This is a genomic window from Bradyrhizobium sp. 41S5 (genome assembly GCF_011516665.3).
Lineage (GTDB): Bacteria > Pseudomonadota > Alphaproteobacteria > Rhizobiales > Xanthobacteraceae > Bradyrhizobium > Bradyrhizobium quebecense.
Genome location: NZ_CP083721.1, coordinates 5955830 through 5972566 on the forward strand (window position 1 = coordinate 5955830; position 16737 = coordinate 5972566).

Consider the following 16737-nt stretch of genomic DNA (forward strand, 5'->3'; position numbering starts at 1 on the left):
GCCTATCCGCAGCCGTCAATCGGCGCGACGAACAAACGTAAGCGCCGCTGCAGCGCACAAGACGCGCAACGGCGACCATCGATCTGGCGTTTGACATAGCTAAACATGATTGCACATTGCACGCAATAGTCAAACGTCGCTAGCAACGGTGTGTAAATGCCTGCTACCAGCGACCATGACGGGATCACATGATAGTGTGACCGGCGGGCAGTCATCGATGTCGATTCCAAGAGCGAAATCGCAGACCAGACGAAAACAGCCGGCCTACGCGCTGATCAAGAGCGCATTGGCGAAGCACATCCGGACCGGCGACGTGCCACCCGGCACGGTTCTCTCCGAATCGGCGATCGCGACCTTGTTCGGCTCCAGCCGCTCGCCGGTACGGCAGGCATTCGAACAGCTCGAGCACATCGGCCTGGTGCGCCGCTTCGACGGCCGCGGGGTGATCGCCGGCAAGCGCAAGGTCGACCCGCGGCGCGTCCCGATCACGCCGGAGATGTTTGGGCTGACCGACGGCCCCCTCGAGGCGGTGCGCAGCGACGCCTGGGACACGCTCTATTACAAGCTCGAACGCGAGATCATCTACCGGTCGCTGTTCGGACGCTTCCGCGTCAGCGAGCTCGCATTGGCGCGGCACTTCCGGGTCGGGCGCACGGTTGCGCGCAATTTGCTGCTACGTGCGCAGGCGATCGGAATCCTGGAGAAGGGCGCCAAGGCTCATTGGTATGTCGTGCCGCTCGACGAGGATCGCCTTCGCGACATCTTCGAGGTGCGCGCAACCCTCGAGCCGCTGCTCCTCAAATCCGCTGCGGCGAGGATTCCGACCGCACTGCTTGACCGGATGGCGGAGCGGCTGCGCGAAGGGATCCAATTCCGCAGCCGCGTCGGCGTCGGCGAGCTCGATGAGATCGAGAGCGACCTCCATATCCGCTGCCTGGGTTACGGCATAAATCGCGAGATGATCGAAGCGCTCAAGCGCACCCATTGCGCTTTCGTGATCGGCAAGCACATTCAGGTCGCCCTGACCGCGCCGCAGATCGATTCCTTCATGGACGAGCATCTGGTGATCATCGAAGCCTTGCGCGCCCGCGATGGCGATACGGCCGCCGCGACCTTGCGCCGCCATATCGAGTGGTCGCACTCCAAGGTCGCCGGCTGGATTACCGAATTCCGCGCCATCAACGTGATCTCGCGCGTGCCCTACATGGCGTGAGCGGCATTGCCGCGCATCGCCGCGATTACTCGTCGGCCTCGACTTCGGCGTCATCGGCCAAGCCCATTCCGGCGAGGCTTGCCTCCAGCGCGCCCAGCATTTCGTGCAACTCGGCAAGCCTGCGCGCGCCATATCGTCGTGTGATTTCGGCGTAGATCGCCTCCGACGTCGGCGCCACCGCCTCGATCAGCTTCAACCCCTTGGCGGAGATCGAGACTACCGCGCGCCGCCCGTCGTTCTCCGCCGCCTTGCGCTCGATCAACGCGCGGGCCTCGAGATCACGCAGGATTCGCGACAGGCTCGGGCCGAGCAGAAACGCCACGCGGGCGAGCTCGGTGACCTCGATCTCTTCAACCGCGGTGAGCGCACGCAAAATCCGCCACTGCTGTTCGGTCAGCCCGTGATTGCGCAGCGACGGACGGAACTGCCGCATCACCGCCTCGCGCGCACGGAGCAGCGACATCGGCAGCGAGCGTGAGAATTCGCGCATCGGGGTCCGTCGCGGCGACGCGTCGTCGCCCTGCCCCGGCCGGGTCTCATCGAACGATTTCTTGCGTGCCATTACTCAGCTCAATCTACAGCAACAAAATTTTGCGTTGCAACACGCCCTGATTCAGTTTGCGGAAATTCACTTAACATGTTAATCATCTCTCGACATCCACTTTTGTGTATCACGCATGGCCCTCTCCAAGGACGATATCCGCGCTGCCGCCGAACGGCTCGACAGAGCGGAAAAGACCCGCAAGCAAATCCGCCAGCTCTCGCTGGGATACCCCCGCATTACCCTCGAAGACGCCTACGCGATTCAGAAGGCCTGGGTCGAGATGAAGGTGGCGCAGGGGCGCGTCGTCAAGGGCCACAAGATCGGCCTGACCTCGAAGGCGATGCAGAGCGCGCTCAATATCGACGAGCCGGATTCTGGCATCCTACTCGACGATATGTTCTTTGCCGATGGCGGCCTGGTGCCGACCGACCGCTTCATCGCGACCCGCGTCGAGGCCGAACTCGCCTTCGTGATGAAGCATCGCCTCGCGGGGCCGAACTGCACGCTGTTCGACGTGCTCAACGCCACCGACTTCGTGGTGCCAGCGCTGGAAATCCTGGATACTAGGGTCGAGCATGTCGACCCCGAGACCAAGGCGACGCGCAAGATCTTCGACACTATCGCCGACAACGCCGCCAATGCCGGTATTGTGCTCGGCGGCCGTCCGATCCGTCCGCTCGAAGCCGATCTGCGCTGGATCGGCGCGCTCTGCTTCCGGAACGGCCAGCTCGAGGAAACCGGTCTGGCCGCCGGCGTGTTGAATCATCCGGCGACCGCGGTGGCATGGCTCGCCAACAAGATTGCCCCGAACGGGCTGGCGCTGGAGGCCGGACAAATCGTCCTCGCAGGCTCGTTCATCCGCCCGATCGAGACCCGCAAGGGCGACACCATCCAGGCCGACTACGGACCGTACGGTTCCGTGAGCTGCTACTTCGCCTGACGCACTCAGCAGGAGAGCTGCATGCCACATTTCACGATTGAATACTCAGCCAATCTCGACGGCCTCGTCGACATGGGCGCGACGGTCGAACTGGTCCGCAAAGCCGCGGTCGAGACCGGTATCTTCCCGCTCGGCGGCATCCGCGTGCGCGCCATCAGATGCGAGCACTACGCGAGCGCCGACGGCCGCAAGAATTACGGCTTCCTCGACATGGTGCTGCGGCTGGGCGAAGGCCGCGACCTCGCCGCGCGCAAGAAGGCCGGCGAGCACATCTTCAAGGCCCTGTCGGCCCATCTCGATCCGGTATTCGCCAAGAACAAGTTCGCCTTGTCGTTCGACATGCAGATCAACGACAAAGAAACGAGCTGGAAACGCAACAACATCCACGACGCACTGAAGGTGGAGACGGTCAATGGATAAAGCCACTCCGAAATCCACAGCCGAATTGTTCCAGGCCAACCGCGATCGCGCCGGTCCGTTGCTTGCGAAACTAAAAGCCGAAGGCATCGGCCATGTGATCGACGGCAGGGTCGTGCCGGCGGCCTCCGGCCAGACCTTCGAGACGACATCGCCGATCGACGGCACGGTGCTGGCGACTGTTTCGCGCGGTAGCGCCGAAGATATCGACCGCGCGGCAACCGCCGCGTCCAAGGCCTTCAAGGCCTGGCGCGACATGCCGGCGGCGCAGCGCCGCAAGCTGCTGCATCGCGTTGCGGACGCGATCGAGGAGCGCGCCGACGACATCGCCGTGCTCGAATGCATCGACACCGGCCAGGCACACCGCTTCATGGCCAAGGCCGCGATCCGCGCCGCGGAGAATTTCCGCTTCTTCGCCGACAAATGCGGCGAGGCCCGCGACGGCCTCAACACACCCTCGGACGAGCACTGGAACATCTCGACCCGCGTGCCGATCGGCCCTGTCGGCGTGATCACGCCGTGGAACACGCCGTTCATGCTCTCGACCTGGAAGATCGCGCCTGCGCTCGCTGCCGGCTGCACCGTGGTACACAAGCCGGCGGAATGGTCGCCGGTGACCGCCGACCTCCTGGTCAAGCTGGCCAAGCAGGCCGGCCTGCCGGACGGCGTGTTCAACACCGTGCACGGCTTCGGCGAGGACGCCGGCAAGGCGCTAACCGAGCACCCCGCGATCAAGGCGATCGGCTTCGTCGGCGAGAGCACGACGGGCTCGGCAATCATGGCGCAGGGCGCGCCGACCCTGAAGCGGGTGCATTTCGAGCTCGGCGGCAAGAACCCGGTGATCGTATTCGACGATGCCGATCTCGACCGCGCGCTCGATGCCGTCGTGTTCATGATCTACTCGCTCAACGGCGAGCGCTGCACCTCGTCGAGCCGCCTCCTGGTCCAGGAGAGCATCGCCGACCGCTTCATCGCAAAGCTCGCCGCGCGCGTGAAGGCACTCAAGGTCGGTCACCCCCTCGATCCGGCGACCGAGATCGGGCCGCTGATCCACGAACGGCACTTCGCCAAGGTCTGCAGCTATTTCGACGTCGCCACGCAGGACGGCGCAACGATTGCGGTCGGCGGCAAGCCGCATGACGGTCCGGGCGGCGGGCACTATGTGCAGCCAACCCTCGTCACCGGCGCCGACGCGACAATGCGCGTGGCCCAGCAGGAGGTGTTCGGTCCGTTCCTGACCGTGATCCCGTTCCGCGACGAGGCCGACGCCATCGAGATCGCCAACGGCGTGCAGTACGGCCTTGCCGGCTATGTCTGGACCGGCGACGTGGGCCGCGCGCTGCGCGTCGCCGACGCGCTGGAAGCCGGCATGATCTGGCTCAACTCGGAAAACGTCCGCCACCTGCCGACCCCGTTCGGCGGCATGAAAGCCTCCGGCATCGGCCGCGACGGCGGCGACTACTCGTTCGACTTCTACATGGAAACCAAGCACGTCTCGCTCGCGCGCGGGACGCACAAGATTCAGAAACTGGGAATTTGATTGCACGTCGTTCCGGGGCGCAGCATCGAACCCGGAATGACCGATAAAATTGAGGGGAAACGTCCATGCCCGTTCCGACACACGTCTTTGATCCGCCGTTCAACATCATCCGCTGCAGCCATGCCGTGCTCGACGTCACGGATCTGGAGAAGAGCGCCACCTTCTACGAAAAGACGGTCGGCCTCCACATCGAGGACCGCGACGACAAGTCGGTGTATCTGCGCGCCAGCGAAGAGCACCAGCATCACTCGGTGGTGCTGCGCAAGGCGGCAAAGGCCGCCTGCAACCGCCTCGGCTTCAAGGTCGGCAATGACGGCGACCTCGACAAGGCCGCCGCCTTCTTCTCCGAGAACGGCATCGCCCACGCCTTCGTCGACCAGCCGTTCCAGGGCCGCACGCTGCAATTCACCGATCCGTTCGGCTTCCAGATCGAGCTCTACGCCACGATGGAGAAGCGTCCGCATCTGTTGCGGCGCTACGATCTCTACAAGGGCTGCCATCCGCAGCGGCTCGACCATTTCAACGTGTTTGCCGCTGAAGTGCAGGACACCGTCGATTTCTACGCGCGACTCGGCTTCCGCCTCACCGAATACGCCGAGGAGGATGGCGACAACGGCCGCATCGCCGCCGCTTGGATGCACCGCAAGGGCAATGTCCACGACTTCGCCATCACCAACGGCCGTGGCCCGCGCCTGCATCACATCGCCTATTGGGTGCCGACCGCGATGAACATCGTGCATCTCTGCGACGTGATGGCCTCCTCCGGCTTCCTCAAGAACATCGAGCGCGGCCCGGGCCGGCACGGCATCTCCAATGCCTTCTTCCTCTACATCCGCGATCCCGACGGCCACCGCATCGAGCTCTACACCAGCGACTATTTCACCGGCGATCACGACCACGAGCCGCTGCGCTGGTCGCTGCGCGATCCGCGCCGCCAGACATTGTGGGGCGCGCCGGCGCCGCGCTCCTGGTTCGAGGAAGGCTCGACCTTCGCCGGCCAGGCCGTGCGCGAGCCCCGCTTCGTCGCCGACGTGCTGGTTGCAGACTAGTGCCCGCCTCCCTCCACACGTCGTCCCGGCCGAGTGCGCGATTGCGCACGGAGCCGGGACCCATAACCACAGGACCGCGTTGCTGCCAAGATCGACGCCCCGCGTGCCATAGTGTGAGGCCCGTGGTTATGGGTGCCGGCTCGCGCTTCGCTTAGCCGGGACGACATCAAGAATTGGATTGCTAATGTCAGCCCCTCGCCTCGCCACCTATACCGTCAACGGCGCCACGCAATATGGCGCCGTTACCGACACCGGCATCGTCGACCTCTCGTCGCGCTTCGCCAAAGACTATCCGACCTTGCGCGAGGCGATCGCCGCCGGCGCACTGACCAGGCTCGTGGAGGACACGGCCAAGCGATCGCCCGACCACGCGCTCGACGCGGTTGCCTGGCAGCCGCCGATCCCGGCGCCGGACAAAATCATCTGCATCGGCGTCAACTATCCGGACCGCAATGCCGAGTACAAGGACGGCTCGGACGCGCCGAAATATCCCAGCATGTTCCTCCGCGTGCCGCGTTCCTTCGTCGGCCACAACACGCCCGTCGTGCGGCCGCGCGTCTCGCCGCAGCTCGACTATGAGGGCGAGCTGGTGCTGGTGATCGGCAAGGCCGGCCGGCACATCGCCGAGAGCGCCGCGCTCGATCACATCGCCGCCATCACGCTCTGCAACGAGGGCACCATCCGCGACTGGGTACGCCACGCCAAATTCAACGTCACCCAAGGCAAGAACTTCGATTCCACCGGCAGTCTCGGCCCGTGGATCGTACCTTACACCGGTGAGGCGCAGATCGCCGATATCCGGCTGACCACGCGGGTCAATGGCGAAGTCAGGCAGGACGATCGCACCTCGCGCTTGATCTTCGGCTTCCGCTACCTCATCAACTACATCTCGACCTTCACGACGCTGGTTCCCGGCGACATCATCGTCACTGGGACGCCTACCGGCGCAGGTGCGCGGTTCGATCCGCCGCGCTATCTGAAGCTTGGCGATGTCGTCGAGGTCGAGGCCGAAGGCGTCGGTATCCTGCGCAACGGCGTCGTCGACGAAGCCAGCTAACCTCGCAAGCAAGTGGACAGTGCCATGACCTCAACATCCGGCGGCGAAGCGATCGTCAACGGCCTCGTCGCCCACGGCATCGACACCGTGTTCGGCCTGCCCGGCGCGCAGATCTACGGCCTGTTCGATGCCTTCCACCAGGCGCAGCTCAAGGTGATCGGCGCCCGGCATGAACAGGCCTGCGGCTACATGGCGTTCGGCTACGCCCGCTCCTCGGGCAGACCCGGCGTGTTCAGCGTGGTGCCCGGCCCCGGCGTCCTCAACGCCTCGGCGGCGCTGCTCACTGCCTTCGGCTGCAACGAGCCGGTGCTGTGCCTGACCGGCCAGGTGCCGACGCAATTTCTCGGCAAGGGCCGCGGCCATCTGCACGAGATGCCGGACCAGCTTGCGACGCTGCGCACCTTCGTAAAATGGGCCGACCGGATCGAGTATCCCGACAACGCGCCCGCGATGGTGTCGCGTGCATTCCAGGAGATGCTGTCGGGCCGGCGCGGTCCCGCGTCGCTGGAGATGCCGTGGGATGTGTTCACCCAGCGCACCCAGGTTGCCCCGGTCAAGCCGTTCGATCCATTGCCGGCACCGCAGCCCGATCCGGACCGCATCAAGGCGGCCGCCGATCTGATCGCCGGCAGCAAGGCGCCGATGATCTTCGTCGGCAGTGGCGCCATTGAGGCCCGCGAGGAGATCCTCGAACTGGCCGAGATGATCGACGCGCCGGTGGTCGCATTCCGCAGCGGCCGGGGCATCGTCTCCAACGCGCACGAACTCGGGCTCACCATGGCCGCGGCCTACAAGCTATGGCCAAAGACCGACCTGATGATCGGCATCGGCACCCGCATGGAGCTGCCGACGATGTCGCGCTGGCCTTATCAGCCGGCCGGCCTGAAATGCGTGCGGATCGACATCGACCCGGTCGAGCAGCGCCGCTGGCCGGCCGATGCCGCCGTGATCGCGGACGCCAGGGCTGGCACCGCCGACCTCATCGCGGCCGTGCGCAAAGCCGGCTACAGCAAGTCCTCGGGCCGCCGCGCCGCCATCCGCGAGGCGACCGCTGCCGCCGAGCAGGAGATCCAGCGCATCCAGCCGCAGATGGCCTACCTGAAGATCCTGCGCGAGGTGTTGCCGGCAAACGCCATCGTCACCGACGAGCTGTCACAGGTCGGCTTCGCCTCCTGGTACGGCTTTCCGATCTACGAGCCGCGCACCTTCGTCACCTCGGGCTATCAGGGCACGCTCGGCTCGGGCTTCCCGACCGCGCTCGGCGCCAAGGTCGCCAACCCCAACAAGCCGGTGGTCGCGATCACCGGCGACGGCGGTTTCATGTTCGGCGTGCAGGAGCTCGCCACTGCCGTGCAGTTCAGGATCGGCGTGGTGACGCTGGTGTTCAACAACAACGCCTATGGCAATGTCCGCCGCGACCAGCGCGAGCGCTTCGACGGCCGCGTCGTCGCCTCCGATCTGGTCAACCCCGATTTCGTCAAGCTTGCGGAGTCCTTCGGCGTCGGTGCCGCGCGCGTCACCTCGCCCGATCATTTCCGCCCCGTGCTGGAGAAGGCGCTGGCCGATGGCGGCCCCTACGTGATCTCGGTGGAAGTGCCGACGGATTCGGAAGTCACCCCCTGGGCGTTCATCCATCCGGCGAGGAACAATTAGGCGCTTTTCACGCCGCGTTGCAGACGCGACGCGGCGATCACGAGCAGGCCGGCGCTGGCAACCGACCAGCAGGCGACCGGCGCCCAGTGCACCAGCGGCGCATAGTCCGGTATCTTCTGCAGGCCACCGGCGACCGCTGCCATCCGCGCAAAGGTCGCGAGCGCCAGCGCCGAGAACACGAGGCCCGTAACCTTGCCTTCGGCGCCGGTCTCGCCGATCGCAAGCGCTGCGGACACCGCGCTCATCAGCATGCAGCCCCAGGCCGCTCCCGCCATGAACTGCGCGACGATCAGGACGTTGAGGCTTCCGGCCATCTCCGCGGCAACGATGGCGAATGCGCCGAGCAATCCCGCCGCGCCCATCACGATCAGGCCGCCGCGATGCTTGACGACAATGCTCGCCGGAAACATCGCGATGTTGAATCCGATCCAGAACACCGGCATCAGCCATTGCAGCTCGCCTGATTTGACAAAGCGCAAATAGAACGGCGCGCTGTTGATGTTGAAGTGCAGCTGATAGCCGAGCGAGAGCAGCACCATCGATCCGATCAGGAACATCGGCACCGCCCCGAGCCGCTTGGCCGGTAGCGCAAGCCGCTCGGGCTGTACCTCCTCGGCGATGCGGCGCTCGATCCCCGAGAACGCGAGCGCGGTCAGCAGCAGCACGGCACCGGACAGCACGAACGGTAGCCGCGCATCATGATCGCGCAGCACGACCCCCAGATAGGGCGAGACCGCGCCCGCGATGCCGTAGCCCAGCATCGCCAGCGCGGCGAGGAACGCGACGGAGGGTTGCGCGCGATACTTGCCGAGCAGCGTCAGTGGCGGCGCGCGCAACGCCGACGATGTGACAGCCCAGATCACGATCAGCACGATCAGCCAGAATTTCGCGCCCGGGCCGGTGCCGGCCACATAGGGCAGCGCGACGAAGGCGGCGCAGGAGATCGCAGCGAGAACGCCGACGAACAGGCCGAGACGGCCGACCAGGCTCGCAATCCTGTCGGCGACCATGCCCATCGCCGTGTCGGTGACGGTGAAGATGCCCTGGTCCATCATCAGGATCAGGATGACGGTCGACGGCGCGATGCCGACATCGGCGCACAGCTTGGGCAGATAGATCAGGTAGGTGGTCCAGCCCAGCGTGAACACGAGCTGCAGCACGGCGAGATAGACGCCGGTGCGGTTGACCGCGCGATCGGCCTTGGTGGTCATGATACGAGTTTAGACCACCTCACCCATTTGCGGGAGGGGGCGTCAACGCACCTTGCGGAAGGTCAAATTGATGCGCTGCCGGCCGAGCACGCTGTGCTCGCCATCAGCGAGCGCCGCGACGCCGTGATAGAATAGCCGTGACGGCCCACCCCACACCGCAACGTCGCCATGTTCGAGCCGATAGCGGCGCGGCGTATCGCTGCGCTTCAGCCCGCCGAACAGAAAGATCGCCGGCAGCCCGAGCGAGATCGAGACGATCGGCGCGCCGTAATCGAGCTCATCCTTGTCCTGGTGCAGCGACAGTTTTGCACCGGGGACATAGCGGTTGATCAGACAGGCCTGCGGCGCGAAGCCGTTGAAGCCGGCGGCGGCCGCAGCCTCGGCGGCGAGTCCGCGCAACACCTCCGGCATCGCCGGCCAGGGTTGTCCCGAGTCAGGATCGATCGGGTCATAACGATAGCCACTGGGATCGGAGACCCAGCCGACGCTGCCGCAATTGGTCATCGCGACCGACATCCGGTGGCCACCCGGCGTGATCAGATGCCGGAACGGCGCCTGCTTGACGATCACGCGCAAGGCCGGGATCAGCTCGGCCTCGAACGGCCGGACAAAGCCGCGCAACAGCACCGCGCCGTCCGCGATGGTCTCGCGCGGCGGCCGGGCATCGCCAACGGTCTCGAACAGATCAGCAGCCACGCTTCTTTCGCACTCACTTTGCGTCGTGGAAGATCACACCAACGGTGTGGCGATGGCCGGACCTGATCCGGCTGACGCCATGGCGCAGATTGACACGATAAGGCCCGCGCGTCCCCTGCACCGGACGATGGTGTACGGCAAAGGCCACCGCATCGCCCTTCGTCAGCGGCACCACCTCGGGCCGCGACTGCATCCGCGGCCGCTGCTCGGTCAGCACGAACTCGCCGCCGGTGAAATCACGCCCCGGCTGCGACAGCAGGATCGCGACCTGGATCGGGAACACGTGCTCGCCATAGAGATCCTGATGCAGGCAATTGTAGTCGCCCTCGCCATACTGCAGCAGCAGCGGCGTCGGCCGGGTCTGCCCGGCATCATGGCAGCGCTTCAGGAACGCCGCGTGCGACGCGGGGTAGCTGATCTCGATACCCATCGTCTCGTTCCAGCGATTGGCTGTCGCGGTCAGCCGCGCATACAGCGCCGGCCGCAGTCCCGCGATCAGGTCCGGCAGCGGATAGGAGAAGTACTTGTACTCGCCGCGGCCGAAGCCATGGCGGCCCATCACGACCCGGCTGCGGAACCGGCTGTCGTCGGGATAGAGCGCGGCGATGGCGTCGCATTCCTCTGGCTTCAGCAGGCCGCCAAGGACAGCGCAGCCCTGCTCGTCGAGATCGGTGGTGATCTGATCCCAGTCAAGCTCATCAACGCGGGCGGGAATGCTGGTGGTCGGGCGAGTGATGGTTTTGGCTGTTGCTGTCATGAGGCGGAATCTGGCCCATGAGCGCGGCTGGCGCCACCCGATTTCCGATCCAAATATGCCGAGAACGCCGCCACAATCACGGCGTCGTTCCTGCAGGGATCCATAGCCACAGGTGCTGGTTGTGAGAAGGCCGTCTGGCCGCGTGCCCTTTGCGAAAGCCGCGGCGTATGGTCCCTGCTTTTCGCAGGGACGACGCGCGGGGAAAGTACCACCCAGATCTCAACAGGATCACGCGCGGAAGGAAATCAGCCCCTGACCGGTAGCGTCACCACGTCGTAACCGTGGCTGATCGTCCGCTTCAGCACCGGGTCTTCCAGCTCGAACTCGAAGCGGCTGGCCGGGCGGATGCCGCCCTTGGCGGCGAAAGTGCCGCCAAACATGGCGCAGCCGTCGGGCAGCGCGCTCTTGTCGAAGCCGCGCGCGATCAGGTCCTTCACCGGCAGCATGTGATCGAGCGTGCCTTCCTGGTAGAGCATGCGCTGACCGCCGATCACGGCCCATGAGCGCAGGATGAGCTGGTCCCAATGATCGATGACGTCCTCGAGTTCCCAGAGTTCAGCCGCCATCGGCTTGTCGCACATCTGCTTCGACACCGTGACGCTGTAGCTCTCGACCTTGCGGTCGGTATGGTCGGAGCCGCAGCCGACGAAGATGCGGCCCTGCCAGCCGATCAGCACGAACTCGACCTCGCCGCTCGAATCCTCGCCGCAGACCTCGATAGTATCGGCGAAGGTGAGCCGGCGCGCCGAGCAGCGGTAATAGATCGGCGTCGTCGCGGGCCGTGCGATGCCGAGCGCTTCGAGCTCGGCGATATGCTTGTCGCGCGCCACCGGATCGCGGCCGGTCCAGCCGGCGATCACGGCCTGCTTGATTTCGAGCGTCAGCGGCGTCGCGACGCCCTTGTCGTCGACATTGAAGGTGAGATCAAACACGGATGACGGTCTCCATTCCGGCCGCAAGCTCGAAGATGCGGCGATCCGAACCGCCCGCGGCAGCGAGCATCAGGCCGACCGGTGCCTCGCCCTCGCGATGCGCGGGCAGCGAGATGGCACAGCCGTCGAGCACGTTGATCAGCGAGGGATTGCGCAGCGCGCGCAGGTTCTCCGTGGCGAATGCCTTGTCATCGGCGAGGCTGGCAATGGTCGGCGGCAGGTTCGCCGTGGTCGGCAGCACCATCGCGTCGTAAGGCGCGATGCGCGCCTCGGTCCGGGCGATGAACGAGCGGCGCGCATTGATGATGTCGATATAGTCGGCCGCCAGAAAGCCCTCGCCGCGCTGGATCCGCACCGCAACGCGCGGATCGTAGATGTCGCCCTTGCTGGCCAGCAGGAAGCGGTGCCAGGCATAGCTCTCGGCCGCGGAAAACCCGCCCTTGGTGTTCATCACGCCGACATCGAGCAATTCCGGCACCTCGATCCGCTCGATCAAGGCGCCGGCGCGCGACAACGTCGCCAGCGCGCGCTCGAAGGTCTTTGCGACGGCATCGTCGAGGTCGTCGAGCACGACCGTGGTCGGCACCGCGAGCCGCATGCCCTTGACCGGGCGCGGGGTGACCGGCGTCACCGGCTCGTCGGCCAGCACGGCGTCGAGCGCGGCGCAGCAGGCAACTGAATTGGCCAGCGGGCCGTAGCTGTCGAGGGTGAACGACAGCGGCACGCCGCCATCGAGCGGAATCCGGCGCTGCGTCGGCTTGTAGCCGACGATGCCGTTGAAGGCCGCCGGAATCCGGCAGGAGCCGCCGGTGTCGGTGCCGAGCGCGCCGAACGCCATGCCGTCGGCGATCGAGACCGCCGCCCCCGAGGACGAGCCGCCGGGCACATGACCAACGCTCCGGTTCCAGGCGCTCTTCGGCGTGCCGTAATGCGGATTGATGCCGATGCCGGAATAGGCGAACTCGGTCATGTTGGTGCGGCCGATCACGATGAAGCCGGCGCGCTTGAGCCGCGCCACCGCAGGCGCATCGGCATCCGCCGGCGCGGAATCATCCAGCGCCCGGGAGCCTGCGCGCGTCACCTGCCCCTTGATGTCGAACAGGTCCTTGATCGAGACCGGAATGCCAGCAAAGGGCGACGGCGCCGCATTGGCCTTGCGCAGCCGGTCCATCGCGTCGGCGGCTTCGAGCGCGGCGTCGCGGTCGACATGGATGAAGGTGCGCTGGCCCTCGCCTGACGGATCGGCGATCCTGGCGATGCATTGCTCGACGAGCTTGCGGGCAGAGGTCGCGTCGCTGGCGAGATCGGCGGCAAGGGAGGCGAGTGTCGGATTTTTGGACATGGCTTTCACTTTACGGCTTGCACTTCACGGCTTGCTGGCTGGCAATCAAAAAGCCTTCCAGCTGATTGTCGCGCGAACCGGCGCCGATTTCCAGACCGGTGCGCCGGCATCACTTCAGCCCGAAATAGGCCCGGTGCAGCTCTTCATTGCCGCTCATCTCGGCAACCGTGCCGGAGAACCGGATGCGCCCGCCTTCCAGCACGAATACGCGGGTGGCAATCTCAAGGAAACCGATATTTTGCTCGGCGATCAAGAGCGCCAGTCCGCGGCCCTGCAGGCTCGACAAGGCGCGAAGCACCTCCTTGACGAACAGCGGCGACAGCCCGGCCGAAGGCTCGTCCATGACCAGCAGCTTCGGCTCGGCGGACAGCGCCTTGGCGATGCCGAGCATCTTGCGCTGGCCGCCGGACAGGCTGGAGGCCGGATCGCGGCGCTTGTCGCGCAGCACCGGAAACAGGCCGTACAATTCGTCGACCCGCGCGCCTGGATTGGCATGGCCGAGCGCCTGCGCACCGACGCGGATATTCTCCTCGATCGACAGATCGGGGAATACCGCGAGCTCCGACATATAGGTCATGCCGCGCTTCATGCGATCCGAAGATCGCATTTTCGTGATGTCCTCGCCGCCGAGCTTGATGTGACCGCTGCGGGCTTCGATCAGGCCGACCAGCGATTTCAGGAAGGTGGTCTTGCCCGCGCCATTGGCGCCGAGCAGCAGCACGGTCTCGCCGGGGCGGACGTCGAGATCGACGCCCCACAACACCTGCATGGTGCCGTAGCCCGCATCGACGCCCTTGGCGTCCAGAAGCGACGCTGCATCAGTGGGCATGCTCGCCTCCCAAAAACACCTCGATCACCTGTGGCTCGCGCACCGCGGTGGCGAGCGTGCCCTCGAAGATTTCCTTGCCCGCATTGAGCACGATGACGCGGTCGGTGATCTGCTCGATGAAGCCCATCAGATGCTCGACCACGATGATCGCCATGCCGGTCGCGGCCAGCGCCTTGATGCGGCCGGCGATCCAGTCGAGCTCCGCCGGGTTGAGACCGGCCGCGAGTTCGTCGAGTAGCAGAAGCCGCGGCCGCGTGGCGAGCGCGCGGGTCAAATCGAGCATCTTCTGCTGCGCGCTGTTGAGATCGGCGGCGGGGCGGTCGGCGACCTCCTTCAGCCGGTATTCCTCAAGCAATTCGGCGATCGACGGCGGCGTGCCGGTCGCGCCGCCATAGGCCAGCGCCACCTGGATGTTCTCGCGCACCGTGAGCGACAGGAACGGCTTCGGCACCTGGAAGGTACGGTTGATGCCGCGGTGAACCAGCTTGTGCGACGCGATGCCGCCGGAGGACGCGCCGTCGAACACGACCTCACCGCCGTCAGGCGCATACAGGCCGGAGATCACGTTGATCGCCGTGGTCTTGCCAGAGCCGTTCGGACCAACGAGGCCAAGAATCTCGCCCGGCACGACATGGAAGCTCAGGCCATCGAGCGCGTGGAAGCCGCCGAAGCGCTTGACCAGCTTCGAGACCTTGAGGATGGAGTTTTGCTCAGGGGACATGCCACCCCCTGCGCGTTGCCAGCGACACCAGCCCTGCGGGCAGGAACAGCACCAGTCCCATGATCAGGAGACCATAGATCAACTGGAAATATTGCGGCGTGGTGAAGCCGATCAGATTGTAGATGCCATAGAGGATCAGCACGCCGACGATCGGTCCGGTGATGGTGGCAACCCCGCCGAACAGCGCGAACACGATCGCAAAGATGCTGAACTCGCCGGAGAACACGTTGTCCGGATAGAACACCGAGACGTACCAGGCGTAGATACCGCCGGCGAGGCCTGCGACCAGCGCCGAGGCGAGCCAGGCAATCACCCGCATCTTGATGATGTTAACGCCGGCCATCGAGGCCGACACGGCATCCTCGCGCACGGCCTGCAGTGCCAGGCCGAACGACGAGTTCTTGAGATAGACCACCGCGCCGACCGTCAGCGCCATCACGACGACGGCCGCATAATAGGCGTGGGTCGGGTTGAACGTACCGGTCAGCGACACGCCGTAGGGGCCCTTGGTGATCCCCTCCAGCGCCGGGTTGGCGACGAAGTGCAGCACCGCGAGCGAGGCCGCGAGATTGGCGATCGCAAAATACGCACCCGACAGCCGCAGCAGCGGCGTCAGCAACAGGCCAAGCGCAACCGCGACGGCGCCGCCGACCAGCACGGCCAGCGGCGCCGGCGTCTGCAGATGCATCACCATGATGGCAAAGCCATAGGCGCCGGCCCCGAAGAAGCCGACGTAGCCGAACGGCAGATAGCCGGTGAAGCCATAGATGATGTTCACGCCTTGCGCGAGGATCAGGAAGATCACGAAGTTGAATAGCAGCAGATGGTTTTGATAGACGCCGGGCAGCAGGGCGAACACCACCACCAGCGGCGCCAGGATGAACAGCAGGTGTTTCGAGGCGTTATGCAACGCGCACCCGCCTTCCGAGCAGACCGCTCGGGCGCAACAACAGGATCACGATCAGCAACACATAGGGCAAGAGGTCGGCCCAGGAACTGAGATAGGTTTGCACCAGCATGTAGCAGAGGCCATAGACGACGCCGCCGAGCGCAGTCCCTAAGGGATTGCCGAGCGAGCCGAGCACGACGATCGCAAACGACGTCACCGTCGCATCGGCGCCGAAGGCCGGCGTCACCGAGCCGAACATGAAGGGCGCGAACACGCCGGCAACCGCCGCGATGCCGAGCCCGATGCCGAATGCCGCAGCCGAGACGCGGTCGACATCGATGCCGGTCGCCAAGGCCTCGTCGCGCCGTGACATCACCGCACGGGTCAAGGTGCCGAGCCTTGTGTGGTAGAGATAGAGGTACACCAGCGCGACCGCAACGAGGCTGGTGCAGGCCGCGATCACCCAGGGCGCGGGAAATCCCTGACCGAAGATCTGGATTGGCCCTGCCCCGCCGGCCTTGCCGCCGAACCACTTGACCTTGATGGTCGTGAACACGGTGCCGAGCAGCCGGCTCTGGATCGATCGCTCGCTGGTGCCGGCGAAGATCGTGGTGACGGCTTCAATCACCTGCGACAGGCCAAAGAACAGGATGATCGACAGCATTTCCGGGTTGGCCGAGCCCTGCAGCCGTGGCACCAGCACCCAGTACAGCAGCACGCCCGCCAGCACGAACACCACAAAGGCCAGCGGCACCGCGAACAGCGGGTCGATGCCGGCGATGCCGACCACGCCGAGCGCGATGAAGGCGCCCAGCATCAGGATGTCGCCATGCGCAAGGTTGACGATGCGCATGACCCCGAACACGAGATTGAGACCGATGCCGACCAAGCTGAAATACAGCCCGAACAGCACGCCGGCAACGAGCGCATAGGTCATGCTATCGCTC

17 protein-coding genes are annotated in these 16737 nt (G+C 65.4%); 7 read left to right on the forward strand and 10 right to left on the reverse strand.

Annotated features, from left to right (window positions below; translation table 11 throughout):
- Window positions 1–217 precede the first annotated feature (217 nt).
- Window positions 218–1213: a GntR family transcriptional regulator gene (locus HAP47_RS28740; RefSeq protein WP_173641708.1), complete on the forward strand. Its 996-nt coding sequence runs from the start codon at window positions 218–220 to the stop codon at window positions 1211–1213.
- A gap of 25 nt (window positions 1214–1238) precedes the next feature.
- On the opposite strand, the gene hpaR is transcribed toward HAP47_RS28740, so the two are convergent.
- Window positions 1239–1775, reverse strand: coding sequence for a homoprotocatechuate degradation operon regulator HpaR (gene hpaR, locus HAP47_RS28745; RefSeq protein ID WP_173641707.1), 537 nt, complete (start codon window positions 1773–1775; stop codon window positions 1239–1241).
- 115 nt (window positions 1776–1890) lie between these two features.
- On the opposite strand from hpaR, the gene hpaH reads away from it, so the two are divergent.
- From hpaH to HAP47_RS28775, 6 genes are all read left to right on the forward strand, one after another.
- Window positions 1891–2697, forward strand: coding sequence for a 2-oxo-hept-4-ene-1,7-dioate hydratase (hpaH, locus tag HAP47_RS28750; protein WP_173641706.1), 807 nt, complete (start codon window positions 1891–1893; stop codon window positions 2695–2697).
- A gap of 21 nt (window positions 2698–2718) precedes the next feature.
- Entirely contained in the window at window positions 2719–3117 is a 399-nt protein-coding gene (locus HAP47_RS28755; protein WP_173641705.1) for a 5-carboxymethyl-2-hydroxymuconate Delta-isomerase, read from the forward strand.
- Window positions 3110–4654: a 5-carboxymethyl-2-hydroxymuconate semialdehyde dehydrogenase gene (gene hpaE, locus HAP47_RS28760; RefSeq protein ID WP_173641704.1), complete on the forward strand. Its 1545-nt coding sequence runs from the start codon at window positions 3110–3112 to the stop codon at window positions 4652–4654. Before HAP47_RS28755 ends, hpaE begins: the two co-directional genes overlap by 8 nt.
- A 65-nt stretch (window positions 4655–4719) precedes the next feature.
- Window positions 4720–5703 carry a 3,4-dihydroxyphenylacetate 2,3-dioxygenase gene (hpaD, locus tag HAP47_RS28765; protein ID WP_173641703.1) on the forward strand — a complete coding sequence of 328 codons (984 nt, stop codon included), beginning with the start codon at window positions 4720–4722 and terminating at the stop codon, window positions 5701–5703.
- A 184-nt stretch (window positions 5704–5887) separates the two neighbouring features.
- Window positions 5888–6760: a fumarylacetoacetate hydrolase family protein gene (locus HAP47_RS28770; protein ID WP_173641702.1), complete on the forward strand. Its 873-nt coding sequence runs from the start codon at window positions 5888–5890 to the stop codon at window positions 6758–6760.
- Between the two features lie 24 nt (window positions 6761–6784).
- Window positions 6785–8413: a thiamine pyrophosphate-dependent enzyme gene (locus HAP47_RS28775; RefSeq protein WP_173641701.1), complete on the forward strand. Its 1629-nt coding sequence runs from the start codon at window positions 6785–6787 to the stop codon at window positions 8411–8413.
- Here the strand turns inward: HAP47_RS28775 and HAP47_RS28780 are convergent.
- The 9 genes from HAP47_RS28780 to HAP47_RS28820 all read right to left on the reverse strand — a co-directional run bounded on the left by HAP47_RS28780 (window position 8410) and on the right by HAP47_RS28820 (window position 16727).
- The gene (locus tag HAP47_RS28780; RefSeq protein WP_173641700.1) at window positions 8410–9624 is read right to left on the reverse strand and encodes an MFS transporter; all 1215 of its coding nucleotides are present in this window, start codon (window positions 9622–9624) and stop codon (window positions 8410–8412) included. The two genes, HAP47_RS28775 and HAP47_RS28780, sit on opposite strands and share 4 nt — an antisense overlap.
- Window positions 9625–9666: 42 nt before the next feature.
- Window positions 9667–10320 carry a DNA oxidative demethylase AlkB gene (gene alkB / locus HAP47_RS28785; protein WP_173641699.1) on the reverse strand — a complete coding sequence of 218 codons (654 nt, stop codon included), beginning with the start codon at window positions 10318–10320 and terminating at the stop codon, window positions 9667–9669.
- Window positions 10321–10333: 13 nt separating this feature from the next.
- Window positions 10334–11077, reverse strand: coding sequence for a 2OG-Fe(II) oxygenase (locus HAP47_RS28790; RefSeq protein WP_173641698.1), 744 nt, complete (start codon window positions 11075–11077; stop codon window positions 10334–10336).
- Between the two features lie 245 nt (window positions 11078–11322).
- Window positions 11323–12009 (reverse strand): DUF2848 domain-containing protein, encoded by a 687-nt coding sequence (locus HAP47_RS28795; RefSeq protein ID WP_173641697.1) that lies wholly within the window; start codon window positions 12007–12009, stop codon window positions 11323–11325.
- Entirely contained in the window at window positions 12002–13351 is a 1350-nt protein-coding gene (locus HAP47_RS28800) for an amidase (protein WP_173641696.1), read from the reverse strand. Before HAP47_RS28800 ends, HAP47_RS28795 begins: the two co-directional genes overlap by 8 nt.
- A gap of 109 nt (window positions 13352–13460) precedes the next feature.
- Window positions 13461–14180, reverse strand: coding sequence for an ABC transporter ATP-binding protein (locus HAP47_RS28805; RefSeq protein ID WP_173641695.1), 720 nt, complete (start codon window positions 14178–14180; stop codon window positions 13461–13463).
- On the reverse strand, window positions 14170–14901 hold the full coding sequence (locus tag HAP47_RS28810; protein ID WP_173641694.1) for an ABC transporter ATP-binding protein: 732 nt from the start codon (window positions 14899–14901) through the stop codon (window positions 14170–14172). Before HAP47_RS28810 ends, HAP47_RS28805 begins: the two co-directional genes overlap by 11 nt.
- Window positions 14891–15811 (reverse strand): branched-chain amino acid ABC transporter permease, encoded by a 921-nt coding sequence (locus tag HAP47_RS28815; RefSeq protein WP_173641693.1) that lies wholly within the window; start codon window positions 15809–15811, stop codon window positions 14891–14893. Before HAP47_RS28815 ends, HAP47_RS28810 begins: the two co-directional genes overlap by 11 nt.
- Entirely contained in the window at window positions 15804–16727 is a 924-nt protein-coding gene (locus tag HAP47_RS28820) for a branched-chain amino acid ABC transporter permease (RefSeq protein ID WP_173641692.1), read from the reverse strand. Before HAP47_RS28820 ends, HAP47_RS28815 begins: the two co-directional genes overlap by 8 nt.
- Window positions 16728–16737 lie beyond the last annotated feature (10 nt).

Bases quoted from the DNA above. Each gene is read 5' to 3' on its own strand.
- HAP47_RS28740 (WP_173641708.1), top strand. From the start codon at position 218: ATGTCGATTCCAAGAGCGAAATCGCAGACCAGACGAAAACAGCCGGCC.
- HAP47_RS28810 (WP_173641694.1), bottom strand. From the start codon at position 14,901: ATGTCCCCTGAGCAAAACTCCATCCTCAAGGTCTCGAAGCTGGTCAAG.
- HAP47_RS28805 (WP_173641695.1), bottom strand. From the start codon at position 14,180: ATGCCCACTGATGCAGCGTCGCTTCTGGACGCCAAGGGCGTCGATGCG.
- HAP47_RS28790 (WP_173641698.1), bottom strand. From the start codon at position 11,077: ATGACAGCAACAGCCAAAACCATCACTCGCCCGACCACCAGCATTCCC.
- hpaH (WP_173641706.1), top strand. From the start codon at position 1,891: ATGGCCCTCTCCAAGGACGATATCCGCGCTGCCGCCGAACGGCTCGAC.
- HAP47_RS28780 (WP_173641700.1), bottom strand. From the start codon at position 9,624: ATGACCACCAAGGCCGATCGCGCGGTCAACCGCACCGGCGTCTATCTC.
- hpaE (WP_173641704.1), top strand. From the start codon at position 3,110: ATGGATAAAGCCACTCCGAAATCCACAGCCGAATTGTTCCAGGCCAAC.
- hpaR (WP_173641707.1), bottom strand. From the start codon at position 1,775: ATGGCACGCAAGAAATCGTTCGATGAGACCCGGCCGGGGCAGGGCGAC.
- hpaD (WP_173641703.1), top strand. From the start codon at position 4,720: ATGCCCGTTCCGACACACGTCTTTGATCCGCCGTTCAACATCATCCGC.
- HAP47_RS28800 (WP_173641696.1), bottom strand. From the start codon at position 13,351: ATGTCCAAAAATCCGACACTCGCCTCCCTTGCCGCCGATCTCGCCAGC.
- HAP47_RS28770 (WP_173641702.1), top strand. From the start codon at position 5,888: ATGTCAGCCCCTCGCCTCGCCACCTATACCGTCAACGGCGCCACGCAA.
- HAP47_RS28755 (WP_173641705.1), top strand. From the start codon at position 2,719: ATGCCACATTTCACGATTGAATACTCAGCCAATCTCGACGGCCTCGTC.
- HAP47_RS28775 (WP_173641701.1), top strand. From the start codon at position 6,785: ATGACCTCAACATCCGGCGGCGAAGCGATCGTCAACGGCCTCGTCGCC.
- HAP47_RS28820 (WP_173641692.1), bottom strand. From the start codon at position 16,727: ATGACCTATGCGCTCGTTGCCGGCGTGCTGTTCGGGCTGTATTTCAGC.